Source organism: Pseudomonas sp. P1_A1 (genome assembly GCF_056406935.1).
On record NZ_JBFTZE010000027.1, the window covers coordinates 20,222 to 38,119 of the forward strand.

Consider the following 17,898-nt stretch of genomic DNA (forward strand, 5'->3'; position numbering starts at 1 on the left):
CCCGGCCTCTCAACGAGGACCGGGGCGTTTTTTGTTTCCTGCAACGGTGTGGCGGACGGCCTCAGCGCAGCGCTTTGCGGTTACGCCAAGTGAGCAACGGCACCAGCACCACGACCAGCACGAACGCCGTCAGCGCCCATTGTGCCAGGGACAAACCAAGGATCGGCGGGTACGGCGTGGAGCAGAAACCGTCGACCTGGAAGCCCAGCGGGAAGATCTTCGCCAGCGGCAGGCCGTCGACGATCGGTTGCAGCACATCGATGCCGCAGCTGACTTCCGGGTACAGCTGGGTATAGACGTGATGCCCGGCCACTCCGACGCCTGCGATGGCGCTGATCACCACCAACGCCTCGAACAGCGTGAGGCTGCGGCGGGTGCGCATCGCCGCGCCGATAAACGCGAAGAGCGCGATCAGCAACAATGCGTAGCGCTGCAAGATGCACAGCGGGCACGGCGCCTCGCCCAGCACCACTTGCATGTACAGCGCGCCACCGATCAGCGCCAGGCAGATGATGCCCAGCAACACCAGATAGCGCCGTTCACGTCCCAACCGCATTGTTTCCTCGCTCATCGCGTTTCCCTTCTGTGTCCGTGGATCAGCTCGCCGGCGGCTGCGCTTGCAACTGCTGCATCAGGCTGACGTTGTCTTCGATATGCCAATTGGCCGCGATGCGACCGTTGTCGATCTGATAAATATCGGTTGCCCGGAAGTCTACACGCTGGCCCTGACCTTTGAGAGCCTTGAACGGGCCGGTGAAGTGCCCGCGAAAGTGCAAATGCACCACCACCCGATCACCGGCAATGATCATTTGTTCGATCTCGCAGCTCAGGTCCGGCACCGCCGTGCGAAAGAACTTCGACGCCAGTAACGGCCCGGTCGGCCCCTGAACCCGGCCTTCGGGCGGGGTCTTGTCGACGAACTGCTCCGACAAGGCCGCCTTGGCCAACGCCTCCTCCCCCGAATTCCAGAAGCTGCCGTAACGCCGGGCGGCCAACTCCATGGCATCGCGCTGCGCCTTGGGCAGGCTCTGATCGACGATCAAGGATTGCGGCTGGAGCAAGGCCGGCTCGGCGCAAGCAAAGGGGCTCGCCAACAGCGCAGCGGTCAGGCTGAGGCCGGCCAGAGTTGAACGGCGGGAGAAAGTGATGTGAGTCATGGGGCGATCCTGATCATGTAAACGAACGAGCGCCTATCATCAGCATCGGGGAATAAACGATAAACCGGTTAAGAACGGATTAACCTTTAAGCGTTTTTTACGAATCGAAGATCAAGAAATCGCAGCCTCCGGCAGCTCCTACGGGGTATACGCGATCCCCTGTAGGACCTGCCGAAGGCTGCGATCTTTTAAAAAACCTTACTCCAACGCCGCAGCCGGCCCAAAGAACTCGTAACGGCTTTGTTTCTCCGGCACCCCCAAGGCCTTGAGGTGACGCTTGATCGCCGCCATGAAGCCTTTAGGCCCCAGGAAGTAAGCATCCACATCGCGCTGCTGCGGCAACCACTCGCCGAGTTGCTCCTGGCTCAACAGACCAACCTTGTCTGCCGCCGGGCTGACGCCATCGTCTTCGGCGTAGCAATAGAAACGCTTGAGCTGCGGATGACGCTCGGCCAGGCCATCGATCCAGTCGCGAAAGGCATGCACGCCGCCGTTGCGCGCGCAGTGGATAAAATGCACCGGCCGCTCGGTCGCCAGCGCTGCTTCGAGCATCGCCAGTGTCGGGGTGATGCCGACGCCGCCACTGATCAGCACCAACGGTTTGTCACTGGAGGTCAGGGTGAAGTCGCCCGCTGGCGGGAACAGCATGATGCTCGCGCCGACGTGGAGTTGATCGTGCAAATGGTTGGAGGCACGACCGCCGGTTTCGCGCTTGACGCTGATGCGGTACTGGCCCTTGTTCGCCAGCGCCGACAGCGAATAGTTACGCCGGATTTCTTCGCCGTCGAGGATCAGTTTCATGCCGATGTACTGGCCGGGCTCGGCCGCGAGAATCGGCCCTTTATCCGCCGGCTCGAAGTAGAACGAAGTGATTTCCGAGCTTTCCTCGACCTTGGCCGCCACGATGAATTCCCGCGCGCCGCGCCAGCCGCCCGGTGCCTGGGCTTTCTGGTCGTAGATACTGGCTTCGGCACCGATCAGGATTTCGGCCAGTTGGTTGTAGGCCGCGCCCCAGGCGCTCATCACTTCAGGGGTGGCGATCTCTTCGCCCAACACTTCAGAGATGGCTCGCAACAGGCAGCTGCCCACGATCGGGTAATGTTCCGGGAGGATTTGCAGGGCCACGTGCTTGTTGATGATCTTGGCCACCAGGTCGCCCAACTGATCGAGCTGGTCGATATGCCGCGCATACATCAACACGCCGTTGGCCAAGGCGCGAGGCTGATCGCCGCTGGCCTGGTGGGCCTGGTTGAACAGCGGGCGGACTTCCGGGTATTCGGAGAGCATCATGCGATAGAAGTGAGTGATCAATGCCTCGCCACCGCTTTCCAGCAGCGGTACGGTGGATTTGACGATGGCACGGTCTTGAACGCTAAGCATAAGAGCAACTCCTGGGCTTTATATGAATACCCTTTGCTTATCAGTTTCCATGCCAAAAATTAAAACCTTATAAATCAGATAGTTAAAAACACAGTAGTCATATCGACACTCATCGATTTATAGTCATAGCGACTACACGGAGTCATTATGACTGCAAAATTACTGCTCACGACCTTGCTGCCCCTGGTCTCCGACCTGTCCCGCGAGCTGCCCGAAGGCGAGCGCTATCGGCGCCTGCTCGAAGCCATGCGCGCCCTGCTCCCTTGCGACGCCGCCGCCCTGCTGCGACTCGACGGCGAATGGCTGGTGCCGCTGGCCGTGGACGGGTTGAGCACCGACACTCTCGGTCGACGTTTCAAGGTCAGCGAACACCCGCGCTTCGAAGCGCTGCTCAGCAGTCCCGGCCCGACTCGCTTCGCCGCTGACAGTGACTTGCCCGATCCGTATGACGGCCTGATCGATGGTTTGCACGAGCACCTGGAAGTCCACGACTGCATGGGCTGCCCGCTGTTTATCGACGAGCGTCCGTGGGGCTTGCTGACCCTCGACGCTCTCGACCCAGAACGTTTCGAACCGATCGAACTGGACGCCCTGCAAGCCTTCGCCAGCCTCGCCGCCGCCACCGTAAACGCCGCCGAGCGCATCGAACGGCTGGCCAATCGCGCCGAAGACGAACATCAGCGCGCCGAGGTTTACCGCCAGGCCAGCGGCCAGCAGAGCCGCGAAATGATCGGCCAGAGCAAGACTTACAAGCGCCTGGTGGAAGAGATCAACCTGGTGGGCGGCAGCGACCTGACGGTGCTGATCACCGGGGAAACCGGGGTCGGCAAAGAACTGGTGGCCCAAGCCATCCACGCCGCGTCGCCCCGAGCCGACAAACCAATCATCAGCCTCAACTGCGCCGCCCTGCCGGACACCCTGGTGGAGAGCGAACTGTTCGGCCACGTGCGCGGTGCTTTCACCGGGGCGACGAACGATCGTCGCGGCAAGTTCGAACTGGCCAATGGCGGCACGTTGTTTCTCGATGAAGTGGGCGAACTGTCGCTGGCGGTGCAGGCCAAATTGCTGAGGGTACTGCAGAGCGGGCAATTGCAGCGGCTGGGGTCGGACAAGGAACATCAGGTCGACGTGCGGCTGATCGCGGCGACCAACCGCGACCTGGCCGAAGAAGTGCGCAGCGGTCGCTACCGCGCCGACTTCTATCATCGCTTGAGCGTTTACCCGTTGCTGGTGCCCGCATTGCGGGATCGCGGTCGGGATGTGCTGCTGCTCAGCGGCTACTTCCTGGAACAAAACCGCTCACGCATGGGCCTCAACAGCCTGCGCCTGACCAGCGATGCCCAAGCGGCATTGTTGGCGTATGGTTGGCCGGGGAACGTGCGGGAGCTGGAGCACTTGATTGGCCGCAGTGCGTTGAAGGCGCTGGGTAATTGCACGCAACGGCCGAAGATTCTCAGCTTGAGCGCGGCGGATCTGGATTTGCCCAATGGCGGCGTTGTACCCGCGCCAGAACCGGTGGATGCTGCGCCAGCGACTGTGTTGATTCCGGGGGATTTGCGTGAAGCCACCGAGCACTATCAACGCCAACTGATCAGCGCTTGCCTGGAACGGCACCAGCACAACTGGGCCAGCGCGGCACGGGAGCTGGGTCTGGATCGGGCGAACCTGGGGCGGATGGCCAAGCGGTTGGGTATGAAATAAGCCAAGATCGCAGCCTTCGGCAGCTCCTACATTGACCGCAATCCCTTGCAGGAGCTGCCGAAGGCTGCGATCTTTTGATCTACCCAACATTCATTGGCACTAAAGCCTGCCCCCGACAAGTCGATAACCCGGCATCGATAGCTGTTGGCGATCTTCACAATCGCCCACCACCTTTCTCCACAGAAGGTTTTTATGTCTTCCAACAAAGCCCGCGCAGATTCACTTTCGCTTCTGCTGTTTACCTTGCGCAGCGGCAAGCTGATGGCGATCAACCTGCTGAAAGTCAGCGAAATCATCCCCTGCCCGCCACTGACCAAGCTGCCGGAGTCGCATCCCCACGTCAAAGGCATCGCCACCCTGCGCGGCGCGTCGTTGTCGGTGATCGACCTGAGCCGCGCCATCGGTGAACGCCCGCTGGAAGACCCGAACGGTGGCTGCCTGATCGTCACCGACGTCAGCCGCTCCAAGCAGGGCCTGCACGTTCAGGCGGTGAGCAAGATCGTCCACTGCCTGACCACCGACATCCGTCCACCACCCTTCGGCTCTGGCGGCGTGCGCTCGTACATCACCGGCGTGACGTCGGTCGACGGTACGCTGGTGCAGGTGCTGGACATCGAAAAGGTCATCCACGGCATTGCGCCGGCGCAGATCGAAATGGCCCCGACCGAACTGAGCATGGAAGAGGCTGAAGTACTGGGCAATGCGCGAATTCTGGTGGTCGATGACAGCCAGGTCGCACTGCAACAATCGGTGCACACCCTGCGCAACCTCGGCCTGCAATGCCACACCGCCCGCAGCGCCAAGGAAGCCATCGACTGCCTGCTGGACCTGCAAGGCACCGCCCAGCAGATCAACCTGATCGTCTCGGACATCGAAATGTCGGAGATGGACGGCTATGCCTTCACCCGCACCTTGCGCGAAACCCCGGACTTCTCGCACCTCTACGTGTTGCTGCACACCTCGCTGGACAGCGCGATGAACAGCGAGAAGGCTCGACTGGCCGGGGCCAACGGGGTGCTGACCAAGTTCTCCTCGCCAGAACTGACCAAGTGCCTGATCGAGGCGGCCAGGGTCGTCGCCGAACAAGGTCACTGAGTGTGGCCGAGGACTTTTGTTTTCTGATGCGGCGCAACCTCGCCGAGGGTGTGCCGCCTTTCACTTGGCCAAACGACATTGAGTTGACCGAGTACCGTCCCGAACTCGCCGAAGCCGTTCATCACTTGATGGAACTGGGTTATCGGGAGGGCGGCGGTCGCGTGCCGGCGCTGGAAGTCTGGCAACAGCGTTTCGAAACCGATCCTGAATACGATCCTACCCTGTGCTTCATCGCTCTGGATGCCGAAGGCATCGTCGGCGTCGCCCAGTGCTGGACCAGTGCCTACATCAAGGACTTGGTGGTGCACCCGCGTGCTCGAGGCCTCGGACTTGGCCGTGCGCTGCTGCTCCATGCTTTCAAGGTGTTTGCGCAGCGCCGCGAAGGTTTTGTGGATTTGAAGGTGCGGGAAGACAACCTTCGGGCGCGGGGTTTGTATGAAAGTGCCGGGATGTATGTGGTCCGCCGGGAGCCTGTGCCTGTCTGACAGACCGCTTTCGCGAGCAAGCCATCAGGCATACTCCGACCTTGACCACTACACGCCAAGGATGCCTGATCATGAAAGCCACCACCCTGACCTTCCTCTGCCTCACCACCCTCGCCGCCCAGGCCCACGCCTCCAGCCCCGATGCCTGGGCCGCCTTCGACAGAGCCGTGCTCGCCAGTTGCACCAAGGCCAGCGGCCTGAAAAACCCCCAACCCGTCGGCAACGCCGCGCAGTTCGATGACCGGGTCRGTTATACCGCACTCCTGCTGCAAGGCCAGTACCCGCAAAAACACATGAAAGGCCAGCAAGGCACCGAGCTGTGCCTCTACAACAAGAAAAGCAAAACCGCCTACGTCACCGAATGGGACTCCATCCGTCCAACGGCAAAAGCGCAGTGACTGGCGCATAACTTGCTTTGGCACAGGCCTTTGCGGTGGCTTTCTGTCGCCGTTTCATGCCCTCACAGGTCACTGGCCGTTCAATGAATACACCGTTTTCCTGCGTAGGTTGTGGCAAATGCTGCAACGACCACCATGTTCCCCTGACACTGGCCGAAGCCCGCATGTGGGCGGCCGATGGCGGCCAGGTGATCGTGCTGGTGGAAGCCTTTCTCGCCAACGGCCTGGGCCTGCCAACACAACAACGCGAACACGCCGAGCGCCGTTCGGCGCTGGTTCGCAGCGGCACTTGCGAAGCGCACGTGGCGATCACCTTCGCCGCCTACAACGTCGGCCCCTGCCGGAATCTTGACGAAGACAACCTCTGCCGCATCTACGAACGCCGACCGCTGGTGTGCCGCATCTATCCAATGGAAATCAACCCGCACATCCCGCTCAACCCGGCGGTGAAGGATTGCCCGCCCGAGTCATGGGAAAAAGGTCCGGATCTGATTGTTGGGGGTGAACTGGTCGATCAGGAACTCGCAGGATTGATCCAGCGCTCCCGCCAGGCGGATCGCGACGAGATTCAGGCCAAGGATGCGATTTGCGCGCTATTGGGAATTCGGACGACAGCGCTAAAGGGCGATGGGTTTACCGCTTATCTGCCGGACATGACCGCGTTTGCCATGGTTATCGATCAGGTGGCACAGCCATCGTTGGCGGGGTCGGGCAGTGAATGGGTGTTTCATGTGTCTGGCGATGATGTTGCCGGGCAAGTGCGGGCGGCCGGGGCGCAGGTGGTGACTGAAGCGCCGCTGAACTATGCGTTTATTTCGTTGCGGGCGGCCTGAGCCAGAGGGTGTGTTGCATTTAATTGCCTCATCGCGAGCAAGCTCGCGATGACGGCAGATCACGCACCGCGCAGGTAAAAACTCAGCGCTTGCCCATCGAACGACGAGTGCCGGGAGGCGCTGCGCCCGGGGTCTTGGTGTGGCCGTTCTTGGCGCCATTCTTGTACCAAGGCTGGCTGGCATTCTTCGCTGCGGCCAGTTCGCCCGGCTTGAATGGAAACTTGAACGCCGGGATCGCCGCTTTGGTTTCGCTGTCGGCGCTGGAGTCGACGCTGTCGGGCAGGTCTGCCTGGTCGTCGCGCAAAGCGTCGGCAACCGGCGGTTGTGTCGGGGAAGTCATGAAAGCTCCGGGTGATGCTAAAGAGTCGGGCCCGGTAGGCGAGCCGCGAAAGGCGGCAGTATACCTGTGTCGGAGGCTGCAGGCTGCAGCTGGTCAGTCGGGTTTTGTGCCGACTGACCAACCGCCATCGCAAGCCTGCTCGCGATGAACGATAACGCGGTCTACGCCGGGTCGACGTTATCCAGCGCCCGGTTCACCGCCAGTTCCGCCAGCATGATGCTCTGTTGAATCGCCAGCGCCGTGTAGCGCTGCGGGCCGGTCAGGTCGTTGGCGAAATCGCTGGCCAGGACACTCGCCGTGGCTAACGATTCGTAGGCGTGGGCCAAGAGGCTTTCGGTATCCATATTCGGGGCGACGATGAACATGGTGCTGGGGCGGCGTTTTTTTTCGGTGTAGGGCGTTGGGGGATCGAGGTAGTAGTCGAGCGCGCGTTTTATGGCTTCGCGGTCTTTGAGTAATTCTTCGGCGCGCGAGGCTTCGGCGTTGGGAGTGGTGGTGCTGAAGGGTGGATCGGGAATTAACTTGTTGCTCATTGAAACATCCTCTAATCAATTGGAGCCATCACTCATCGTTTCTCACGCGACGGAGTGGTGGCAGCTATGTGCGGAGTGAGAAACCGGTAGAGGATCAAACCCGGCCGGACCGAAGTCCGCCCGCACACAGCCGCCATAGAGCATTGCAGGCAGCGGATAAGCTGGCGGCGATTATGGTGGTACTGGCGATGGATTAAAACCTCTTCCGGGCTCTCACACCCGATCGCTGAATTGTCAGCGACAGCCAAAGACTAGAGAGCCCGCTTCCGACGAACAACCTGAAAGATGCGTGGGAAAGGTCTGCGTTCAGGCACATCCATTAAACATTCAAAAGCGGAACGCGGAGCGTCCCTGGAGGCGTTCCCACGCAGGAGCGTGGGAACGATCATTCGGGTACAGACGAAAGAGATTGGTCGGCTGTCAGGCCGCCTTCACGAACAAGCCCCCCCCACCATTGAACGGTGCACACCCGCCCCTCACCACTCAACAGGCCGAGCGTTAGCTCGCCTGCCGCTTTTGATCTTGATTCACCCGCCCCTTCGGGAGGCTGAGTGGAGGTGTTCATCTGGGGATTGGCGCACAGCGCCGTTCGACGCAGTCGAACACATCGCATGTAGGTTGAAGCGAAGCCAACCGTAGGGCGATGCCCCCAGATGGATACCGGAGCGAAGGAACCCCGAGCCTTAGCGAGGGGCCGTACGTTCGGGGCGAGACCTTTTGGTTACTTTTGGGGCGTTTGCCAAAAGTGACCCGCTGTAAGAGCGGAACCATAAGTGGCCGTTACCGCAGAAATGGATATGTACTCAGTCAGTAAGAACCTGGTCGGCTATAAGGCCGCCAAGATCAAAACAAGATCCCGGTCCAAACTGACAGCGCCGTCAGTTACCCGTCACGCTCCTGACCGGCGAACAGGTTTATAAAGGAAGGTATAAACCTGACAAAACCAGACCACTCAGCCCGGCGCCCCACTCGCATGCGAATTCAGAAAAAAACCGCCCTGCTCGCCGCCCTTCTGATCACCCTGGCAGCGACGGGCGTTTGGTACGCCACCAAACCCGTCACCACCAAACTGGCCGCACCCACCGCCATTCCCGTGCGGGTGGTCAGCGTCGTCGAAAAAGATGTACCCCGTTACGTCAGCGGCATCGGCTCGGTGTTGTCCTTGCACAGCGTGGTCGTGCGCCCGCAAATCGACGGCATCCTCACCAAACTGCTGGTCAAGGAAGGCCAACTGGTGAACCAGGGCGACCTGCTGGCCACCCTCGATGACCGCTCGATCCGCGCCAGCCTCGACCTGGCCCGGGCGCAACTGGGCGAAAGCCAGGCGCAACTGCAAGTGGCCCAGGTCAACCTCAAGCGCTACAAACTGCTCAGTGTCGACGACGGCGTGTCCAAGCAGACCTACGACCAGCAACAAGCCCTGGTCAACCAACTCAAAGCCACCGCCCAAGGCAATCAGGCCTCGATCGACGCTGCTTTGGTGCAGCTTTCCTACACACAGATTCGCTCGCCAGTCACCGGTCGCGTTGGCATTCGCACAGTCGATGAAGGCAACTTCCTGCGCATGACCGACACTCAAGGCTTGTTCACAGTGACCCAGATCGACCCGATCGCCGTGGAATTTTCCCTGCCCCAGCAAATGCTGCCGACCCTGCAAGGCCTGATCAACGATCCACAGCACACGCCGGTCAAGGCTTACATCGGTGCCGACACTGACGGCGAAACCGGCAACCTGCTGGGCGAAGGCCACCTGACCCTGATCGACAACCAGATCAACGCCAACACCGGCACCATCCGCGCCAAGGCCGAATTCGCCAACCCCGCACAGAAGCTCTGGCCGGGCCTGCTGGTGACGGTAAAGATTCAGACTGCGCTGGATAAAAATGCATTGGTGGTGCCGCCCACGGTCGTACAACGCGGGCTCGATCAACATTTCGTGTACAGGGTCAACGGCGACAAGGTCGAAGCCGTGCAGGTGCAGATGGTCTATCAAGGCAGTGGCCAGGACATTATCAAAGGCGTTAAACCGGGCGACGCGCTGGTCAGCGACGGCCAATCGAGGCTCAAACCCGGCTCGACGGTTCAGGTACTGAGCGAGCCACCGCAAATGGTCCAGTCGGAGCCAAAACCATGAAGGGCCACGGTTCCATTTCCGCGTGGTGCATCGATCATCCGGTGGCGACGGTACTGCTGACCTTTGCCCTTATATTGCTCGGCGTCATCGCTTTCCCGCGACTGTCGATTGCGCCACTGCCGGAAGCGGAATTCCCGACCATTCAGGTGGCCGCGCAGCTGCCCGGCGCCAACCCGGAGACCATGGCCTCATCGGTGGCCACGCCGCTTGAAGTGCAATTCAGTGCCATCCCCGGCGTGACCCAGATGACCTCGAGCAGCGCCCTGGGTTCGACCATCCTGACCCTGCAATTCACCCTCGACAAAAGCATCGACACCGCCGCTCAGGAAGTCCAGGCCGCAATCAACACCGCCGCCGGCAAACTGCCCAAAGATATGCCGAACCTGCCGACGTGGAGGAAGGTCAATCCGGCCGACAGCCCGGTGCTGATTCTCAGCATCAACTCACCGCAAATGCCCGGCACCGAACTCAGTGACCTGGTAGAAACCCTGCTCGCCCGTCAGATCAGCCAGATCGACGGTGTAGGCCAAGTGAACATCACCGGTCAGCAACGTCCGGCGATTCGCGTGCAGGCCTCGGCGGACAAACTCGCCGCCATTGGCCTGACCCTGGCGGACATTCGCCTGGCGATCCAGCAAACCAGCCTCAACCAGGCCAAAGGTGCGCTGTACGGCGAGTCGAGCATTTCGACCCTGTCCACCAACGACCAGTTGTTCCACCCCGAGGATTACAGCCAACTCATCGTTTCCTACAAGAACGGTGCCCCAGTCCATCTCAAGGACGTGGCCAAAGTGGTCAACGGTTCAGAAGATGCCTACATCCAGGCCTGGGCTGACGGCCAGCCGGGGGTAAACCTGGTAATTTTCCGGCAACCGGGGGCCAACATCGTCGAGACCGTTGATCGCATTCAAGCGGCCCTGCCGACGCTGAATGCCATGTTGCCGGCCTCGGTGCAGGTCAAGGTGTTGATCGACCGTACCCAGACCATCCGCGCCTCGCTGCATGAAGTGGAAGTCACCCTGCTGATCGCGATCCTGCTGGTGGTGGCGGTGATGGCGCTGTTCCTGCGGCAGTTGTCGGCGACCCTGATCGTGACGGCGGTGCTCGGTGTGTCGTTGATCGCCAGTTTCGCCCTGATGTACATCATGGGCTTCAGCCTGAATAACCTGACGCTGGTGGCGATCGTGGTGTCCGTCGGGTTTGTGGTCGACGATGCGATTGTGGTGGTGGAGAACATTCACCGGCACCTGGAGGCCGGCGACGGCATGCGCGAGGCGGCGATCAAAGGCGCCGGCGAGATCGGTTTTACCGTGGTCTCGATCAGTTTCTCCCTGGTGGCGGCGTTCATTCCGCTGCTGTTCATGGGCGGCGTGGTCGGGCGCCTGTTCAAGGAGTTCGCCTTGACCGCGACCTCGACCATTCTGATTTCGGTGGTGGTGTCCCTGACCCTGGCACCGACGCTGGCCGCGCTGTTCATGCGCGCACCGGTGCATCATGCCCACAGCAAGCCGGGTTTCGGCGAGCGCTTGCTGGCGCTGTACGACAAAGGCCTGCGCCGCGCCCTCGCCCATCAGACATTGATGATCGGTGTGTTCGGCCTGTCGCTGGGGCTGGCCATTGCCGGTTATATCTTCATCCCCAAAGGTTTCTTCCCGGTACAGGACACCGGTTTCGTCCTCGGTACCACCGAAGCGGCGGCTGACATTTCCTACGGCGACATGGTGAAAAAACACTTGGCGATGGCCGAAATCGTCGCCGCCGACCCCGCCGTCGAGACGTTCTCGCACTCGGTTGGCGTTTCGGGCAGCAACCAGACCATCGCCAACGGCCGCTTCTGGATTTCGCTGAAAAAACGCGGCGACCGCGATGTGTCCGCCAGCCAGTTCATCGATCGGATTCGCCCGCAACTGATGAAAGTCCCGGGCATCGTGCTGTACCTGCGCGCCGGGCAAGACATCAACCTCAGCTCCGGCCCGAGCCGCGCCCAGTACCAATACGTGCTCAAGAGCAACGACGGTGCCCTCCTGAGTACCTGGACCCAGCGCCTGACGGAAAAACTGCGCAGCAACCCGGCGTTCCGTGACATTTCCAACGACTTGCAACTGGGCGGCAGCATCACCCACATCAGCATCGACCGCACCGCGGCGGCGCGTTTCGGCCTGACCGCCAGCGATGTCGACGAAGCGCTGTACGACGCCTTCGGCCAGCGGCAGATCAATGAATTCCAGACCCAGACCAACCAGTACAACGTGATTCTGGAACTGGACACCAAACAGCGCGGCAAGGCCGAAAGCCTCAACTATTTCTACCTGCGCTCGCCGCTGAGTGGGGAAATGGTGCCGCTGTCGGCCCTGGCGAAATTCGATGCGCCGACCATCGGCCCGCTGTCCATCGCTCATGACGGAATGTTCCCGGCGGCCAACCTGTCATTCAACCTGGCGCCCGGCGTGGCGTTGGGTGATGCGGTGATCATGCTCAACCAGGCCAAGGCTGACATCGGTATGCCGGCCGCCATCAGCGGTAACTTCCAGGGCGCGGCCCAGGCGTTCCAGAGTTCGTTGGCCAGCCAGCCGTGGTTGATTCTGGCGGCGCTGGTGGCGGTGTACATCATTCTCGGCGTGCTGTACGAAAGCTTTGTGCATCCGCTGACGATCATTTCGACCCTGCCTTCGGCGGGGCTCGGGGCGGTGATCATGCTGTGGATTTGCGGCCAGGACTTTTCGATCATGGCGCTGATCGGGCTGGTGCTGCTGATCGGTATCGTCAAGAAGAACGGCATTCTGATGATCGACTTCGCGCTGGACGCCCAGCGCAACCGTGGCCTACCACCGCAAGAGGCGATCCATGAGGCCTGCCTCACACGGTTCCGGCCGATCATCATGACCACGCTTGCCGCCCTGCTCGGCGCCTTGCCGTTGATGATCGGCTACGGCACCGGCGCCGAACTGCGCCAGCCATTGGGCATCGCGGTGGTCGGCGGTTTGCTGGTGAGCCAGGCGCTGACGCTGTTCACTACGCCAGTCATATACTTGTGGCTTGAGCGGATATTTCATAGACCCACACCAGCACAGCAGCCGGTGCTGGCGACCACAGACTGAGGCGGGGTCATGCGCGTTCTGATTATCGAAGACGAGGAAAAAACCGCGGATTATCTGCACCGCGGCCTGACGGAACAGGGTTACACCGTGGACGTGGCCCGCGATGGCGTCGAAGGCCTGCACCTGGCGCTGGAAAGTGACTACGCGGTGATCGTCCTCGACGTCATGCTGCCGGGCCTCGACGGTTTCGGCGTGCTGCGCGCATTGCGTGCGCGCAAGCAAACCCCGGTGATCATGCTCACCGCCCGCGAGCGGGTTGAAGACCGCATCAAAGGCCTGCGCGATGGCGCGGACGATTACCTCGGCAAACCGTTTTCCTTCCTCGAACTGGTGGCGCGCCTGCAAGCGCTGACCCGGCGCAGCGGTGGCCATGAGCCGGTGCAGGTGAGCATCGCCGACCTGTGGATAGATTTGATCAGCCGCAAAGCCACCCGCGCCGGCACCCGTCTGGACCTGACCGCCAAGGAGTTTTCGCTGTTGAGTGTGTTGGCGCGCAGACAGGGTGAAATCCTCTCGAAAACCGCCATCGCCGAGATGGTCTGGGACATCAATTTCGACAGCGACGCCAACGTGGTCGAAGTCGCGATCAAGCGCCTGCGGGCCAAGCTCGACGGGCCGTTCGACGAGAAACTGCTGCACACCATTCGTGGCATGGGTTATGTGCTGGAGAGCCGTGGTGTCCAGTAATTCCATCGCGCTGCGCCTGAGCGGGATGTTTACGCTGGTGGCGCTGCTGGTGTTTCTGTTGATCGGCGGTGCGCTGTATCAACAGGTCGACAAGGGCTTGGGCCTGCTGCCCGAAGCCGAGCTCGATGCCCGCTACAGCGTGCTCGAATCGGCGCTCAACCGTTACGGCACGCCCGAGCATTGGGTGAAGATCAACGCCAAGCTCAAGCTGCTGAGCGAAGAAGACAAGCGCATTCGCTTTTGGGTGGTCAGCGGTAATCCCGGTTATGAATACGGCCAACCCGACGCGTCGATCCGCGCGTTCGCCCAAGGCCCATTGGGCATGCGCGACATGGAATTACCCGACCATCCGTACCCGCTGAAAGTGCTGCTCACCGAGTTGCCGGCCAAGGACCAGCGCCCACCGCTGCGCTTCATGATCGGCATCGACACCGAAACCTTTTACGAGACGCAGCACCACTTGCTGATCGCCCTGATCAGCCTGGCGATCATTGGGGTATTGCTGGCCTCGCTACTCGGTTATTGGGTGGCGCGGATCGGCCTCAAGCCGCTGATCAAGTTGTCGCAGGAAGCCCAGCGCCTGGCGCCACCACGGCTGTCCGGGCGCCTGCAATTATCGCCATTGCCCCCGGAGCTCGACCAGTTCGTCAGCTCGTTCAACGCCACCCTGGAACGAGTCGAACAGGCCTACTCGCGGCTGGAATCGTTCAATGCCGACGTGGCCCATGAACTGCGCTCGCCGCTGACCAACCTGATCGGCCAGACCCAGGTTGCGCTGACACGCGGGCGTTCCGCCGAACACTATTTCGAAGTGCTGCAATCGAACCTCGAAGAGCTGGAGCGGCTGCGCTCGATCATCAATGACATGCTGTTCCTTGCCAGCGCGGATCAGGGCAGCAAAGCCACCCAACTGACGTCCACCTCGCTGGCTGATGAAGTGGCGACGACGCTGGAGTACCTGGATTTCATTCTTGAGGATGCGCAGGTTCAGGTCGAGGTCAGTGGCGATGCGCAGGTGCGCATCGAGATCGCTCATCTGCGCCGGGCGTTGATCAACTTGCTGAGCAACGCGGTGCAACACACAGCGCCAGGGCAAGTGATTCAGGTGCGGATCGAAGTCGAGGAGCATCAGGTGAGCATCGGCGTCGCCAACCCGGGGTCGCCGATTGCCAATGAGCATCTGCCGCGCCTGTTCGAACGTTTCTACCGGGTCGATGCATCACGCAGTAACAGTGGCAACAACCATGGCCTGGGGTTGGCGATCGTCAAGGCGATTGCGCTGATGCATGGCGGTGATGTGTTTGTGCGCAGTGATCATGGGATGAATACGTTCGGCATACACCTCCCGGTTTGATCGCACAGAACCCTCTCGCCACTGGGTCGACTACCCGCTGAATGTCTTCTAAGCTTTCATTAGCAAAAGGCCAGCATGTTTTGCTGGCCTTTTTTGTATCCGGGATTTATACAGACGCGCTGTACGCGACCGGTTTCTGGGACTCTGCCCGATTCTTGTAAAAGCACTTTCATAACGCCTTATTTGCAGAAGTCAGAACCATGAGTGTGAACAGTGCGAAATCCCGTGATCCGATCTTTTCGACACGCTCGGAGCGGCTTCTGGTTCTCAGTAGTGTGTTGTTGGTGATTGCAATACTGAGCATCGTCGCGTTCCTGCTGATCCGCGAACGCGCCAATGCCGAATTGTCCGCCGCTCGCGCCGCCAACAATATCGTGCAATTGATCGACGCCGACGTGCTGCGCAATGTCGAACTCTATGACGTGTCCCTGCTGGGTTTGATCGCTGCCTCCCAGCGGGAAGACCTCAAGAACGTTTCCCCAGCCATTCGCCACCTGGCCTATTTCGACCGCGCCACCGCCGCGCCGTACAAGGGCAACATTTTATTGCTCGACAACAAGGGCGACGTCATCACCGACTCGGCCTCGGTGGAGCCCAGGCAAGGCAACTATGCCGATCGCGAATACTTCCAGTCTCACGTGAACAACCCGGACCCGGGCATGTTCATCAGTCGCCCCTACAGATCCAGGTCGCCCGAACAGGATTGGCGTATCAGTTTCAGCCGACGGATGAACGGCCCCCAGGGCGAGTTCCTCGGTGTGGCCGAAGCCGCCATGCGGTTGAGTTATTTCGATCAGCTATTCAACAGTTTGAGCATCGGCCGCGACAGCACGGTCAATCTGATCAGCAAGGACGGGACTCTTCTGGCTCAGCAACCCCGTCTGGCCGAAGAACTGATCGGCAAGAACTTCGGTAATCGCCCCAATTTTCAGCGCATCGTCAAAGAAGGCAACGGCAGCTTCACCGGCATGTCCAGTCGATACAAGGACGAGCGCTTGTACACCTTCTCCAAGGTCGGGAATTTGCCGTTGATTGTCATCGTTGCGCTGTCCAGCGATGAAGTCTTTGCGGCCTGGAAGCGCACCGCGGTGGTGGTCACTTCTGCGACCATTGCCCTGTGCGCGAGCCTGCTGTGGCTGACCTGGTTGCTCTGCCGGGAGCTGCGTCGACGCCAAAGTGCCGAGCAGGAACTGGCACAACTGGCCGCCACCGACCCCTTGACCGGTCTGGCCAATCGCCGAAGCCTGGATCAGGCCCTGCACCATGAGTGGTTTCGTGCCCAGCGTTCCGGTCAGCCGTTGTCGCTGTTGATGATCGATATCGATCACTTCAAGGCGTTCAATGATCGCCATGGCCACCAGGGTGGCGACGATGCCTTGCGCTCGGTGGCCAAGGTGATCGACACCCATGTTCGACGGCCGGCGGACCTGGTCGCCCGGTATGGTGGCGAGGAGTTTTCAGTGATCCTGGCTGAAACCGACAGCGCCGGCGCACAACAGATTGCCGAAAAAATCCGTATGGCGGTGGAGCAATTGCCGTTGGTGGGGGGTGATGTGTCGCCGATTACTGTCAGTATTGGTATCAGTACCTGGACGACAGCAACCGACATCAGCCTGGAACAGTTGCTGTTTGCAGCGGACAAGGCGCTGTATCAGGCCAAGGAAAACGGGCGGAATCGGGTGGTCGCTGCGGCTTGATCGTTCCCGCAGGCATAAAAAAAGGCCACCCGAAGGTAGCCTTTAAAAAACTAGAGAGGTTTTTTGCTTACACGGCCGCAACAGGACGCATGTAAGAGATCGGTGCGGTGCTGGCGTCTTCGAACGTCACGACTTCCCAAGCATCTGTCTGCTCAATCAACTTGCGCAGCAGCTGGTTGTTCAATGCGTGTCCGGACTTGAAGCCCTTGAACTCACCAATCAGGCTATTGCCCAGCAGGTAGAGGTCACCAATCGCATCGAGGATCTTGTGCTTCACGAATTCGTCTTCATAGCGAAGGCCGTCTTCGTTCAGTACACCATCCGCGTCGACCACAATAGCGTTTTCAACGCTGCCGCCGAGTGCGAGGTTGTGCTTGCGCAGGTACTCGATATCACTCATGAAACCAAAGGTACGTGCGCGGCTGACTTCTTTTACGAACGAAGTGCTGGAAAAATCCACGCTTGCACTTTGTGTGCGGTCACGGAAAACCGGGTGATCGAAATCGATCTCGAAGCTCACTTTGAAACCTTCGAAAGGGACGAAAGTGGCGCGCTTGTCGCCGTCTTCCACTGTCACTTCCCGCAGGATCCGGATGAACTTCTTGGCAGCGTCCTGCTCTTCCAGGCCGGCCGATTGAATCAGGAATACGAAGGGTCCAGCGCTACCATCCATGATCGGGACTTCGGACGCGGAGAGCTCGACGTAGGCGTTATCGATGCCCAGGCCAGCCATGGCCGAGAGCAGGTGCTCCACCGTGTCCACTTTGACGTCACCGTTAACAAGCGTGGTCGACATAGTGGTTTCGCCAACGTTTTCCGCGCGGGCAGGAATCTGCACCACAGGGTCGAGGTCAGCACGACAAAACACAATGCCGGTGTCGACAGGCGCTGGCTTGAGGGTCAGGTAGACCTTCTCCCCGGAGTGCAGGCCGACACCTGTGGCACGGATAATATTCTTCAGGGTGCGTTGTTTAATCATGGCATGGGCCGCTTCAGCGCAAATTGC

Annotated in this window: 16 protein-coding genes; 10 read left to right on the forward strand and 6 right to left on the reverse strand. The window is 60.4% G+C overall.

The window, feature by feature from the left end; all coding sequences use genetic code 11:
* Positions 1-61: 61 nt before the first annotated feature.
* The 3 genes from AC1D2Q_RS27650 to hmpA form a co-directional block, all read right to left on the reverse strand.
* Complete coding sequence (locus AC1D2Q_RS27650; protein WP_477815289.1) at positions 62-571, reverse strand: disulfide bond formation protein B; 510 nt, start codon at positions 569-571, stop codon at positions 62-64.
* A gap of 25 nt (positions 572-596) precedes the next feature.
* On the reverse strand, positions 597-1,157 hold the full coding sequence (locus AC1D2Q_RS27655; protein ID WP_477815290.1) for an ester cyclase: 561 nt from the start codon (positions 1,155-1,157) through the stop codon (positions 597-599).
* A gap of 198 nt (positions 1,158-1,355) precedes the next feature.
* Positions 1,356-2,537: an NO-inducible flavohemoprotein gene (gene hmpA / locus AC1D2Q_RS27660; protein ID WP_477815291.1), complete on the reverse strand. Its 1,182-nt coding sequence runs from the start codon at positions 2,535-2,537 to the stop codon at positions 1,356-1,358.
* A 147-nt stretch (positions 2,538-2,684) separates the two neighbouring features.
* Here hmpA and norR point away from each other — a divergent pair, with 147 nt between their 5' ends.
* The 5 genes from norR (at position 2,685) to AC1D2Q_RS27685 (ending at position 7,049) form a co-directional block, all read left to right on the forward strand.
* Positions 2,685-4,238: a nitric oxide reductase transcriptional regulator NorR gene (norR, locus tag AC1D2Q_RS27665; RefSeq protein ID WP_477815292.1), complete on the forward strand. Its 1,554-nt coding sequence runs from the start codon at positions 2,685-2,687 to the stop codon at positions 4,236-4,238.
* 192 nt (positions 4,239-4,430) lie between these two features.
* Complete coding sequence (locus tag AC1D2Q_RS27670) at positions 4,431-5,333, forward strand: chemotaxis protein CheV (protein WP_018930150.1); 903 nt, start codon at positions 4,431-4,433, stop codon at positions 5,331-5,333.
* A 26-nt stretch (positions 5,334-5,359) separates the two neighbouring features.
* Positions 5,360-5,818, forward strand: a complete 459-nt coding sequence (locus AC1D2Q_RS27675; protein WP_258613142.1) for a GNAT family N-acetyltransferase — start codon at positions 5,360-5,362, stop codon at positions 5,816-5,818.
* A 71-nt stretch (positions 5,819-5,889) separates the two neighbouring features.
* Complete coding sequence (locus AC1D2Q_RS27680; protein ID WP_477815293.1) at positions 5,890-6,216, forward strand: hypothetical protein; 327 nt, start codon at positions 5,890-5,892, stop codon at positions 6,214-6,216.
* 83 nt (positions 6,217-6,299) lie between these two features.
* A complete protein-coding gene (locus AC1D2Q_RS27685) occupies positions 6,300-7,049 on the forward strand; it encodes a YkgJ family cysteine cluster protein (protein WP_477815294.1) in 750 nt (249 codons plus the stop codon).
* Positions 7,050-7,131: 82 nt separating this feature from the next.
* Here AC1D2Q_RS27685 and AC1D2Q_RS27690 read toward each other — a convergent pair whose 3' ends face one another.
* The gene (locus AC1D2Q_RS27690; protein ID WP_086946444.1) at positions 7,132-7,389 is read right to left on the reverse strand and encodes a hypothetical protein; all 258 of its coding nucleotides are present in this window, start codon (positions 7,387-7,389) and stop codon (positions 7,132-7,134) included.
* A gap of 161 nt (positions 7,390-7,550) precedes the next feature.
* Complete coding sequence (locus AC1D2Q_RS27695; protein ID WP_477815295.1) at positions 7,551-7,922, reverse strand: DUF6124 family protein; 372 nt, start codon at positions 7,920-7,922, stop codon at positions 7,551-7,553.
* Positions 7,923-8,895: 973 nt separating this feature from the next.
* Between AC1D2Q_RS27695 and AC1D2Q_RS27700 the strand changes: the two genes are divergently transcribed.
* From AC1D2Q_RS27700 to AC1D2Q_RS27720, 5 genes are all read left to right on the forward strand, one after another.
* Positions 8,896-10,056, forward strand: a complete 1,161-nt coding sequence (locus tag AC1D2Q_RS27700) for an efflux RND transporter periplasmic adaptor subunit (protein WP_477815296.1) — start codon at positions 8,896-8,898, stop codon at positions 10,054-10,056.
* Entirely contained in the window at positions 10,053-13,154 is a 3,102-nt protein-coding gene (locus AC1D2Q_RS27705) for a multidrug efflux RND transporter permease subunit (RefSeq protein WP_477815297.1), read from the forward strand. The genes AC1D2Q_RS27700 and AC1D2Q_RS27705 overlap by 4 nt, the downstream gene beginning before the upstream one ends.
* 9 nt (positions 13,155-13,163) lie before the next feature.
* Complete coding sequence (locus AC1D2Q_RS27710; RefSeq protein ID WP_007943491.1) at positions 13,164-13,841, forward strand: heavy metal response regulator transcription factor; 678 nt, start codon at positions 13,164-13,166, stop codon at positions 13,839-13,841.
* Positions 13,831-15,195, forward strand: a complete 1,365-nt coding sequence (locus tag AC1D2Q_RS27715; protein WP_018930140.1) for a heavy metal sensor histidine kinase — start codon at positions 13,831-13,833, stop codon at positions 15,193-15,195. The genes AC1D2Q_RS27710 and AC1D2Q_RS27715 overlap by 11 nt, the downstream gene beginning before the upstream one ends.
* Positions 15,196-15,395: 200 nt before the next feature.
* Positions 15,396-16,892, forward strand: coding sequence for a sensor domain-containing diguanylate cyclase (locus tag AC1D2Q_RS27720; RefSeq protein WP_477815298.1), 1,497 nt, complete (start codon positions 15,396-15,398; stop codon positions 16,890-16,892).
* 67 nt (positions 16,893-16,959) lie between these two features.
* Here the strand turns inward: AC1D2Q_RS27720 and lpxC are convergent, their stop codons facing one another.
* Positions 16,960-17,871 carry a UDP-3-O-acyl-N-acetylglucosamine deacetylase gene (gene lpxC / locus AC1D2Q_RS27725; RefSeq protein ID WP_007939852.1) on the reverse strand — a complete coding sequence of 304 codons (912 nt, stop codon included), beginning with the start codon at positions 17,869-17,871 and terminating at the stop codon, positions 16,960-16,962.
* Positions 17,872-17,898 lie beyond the last annotated feature (27 nt).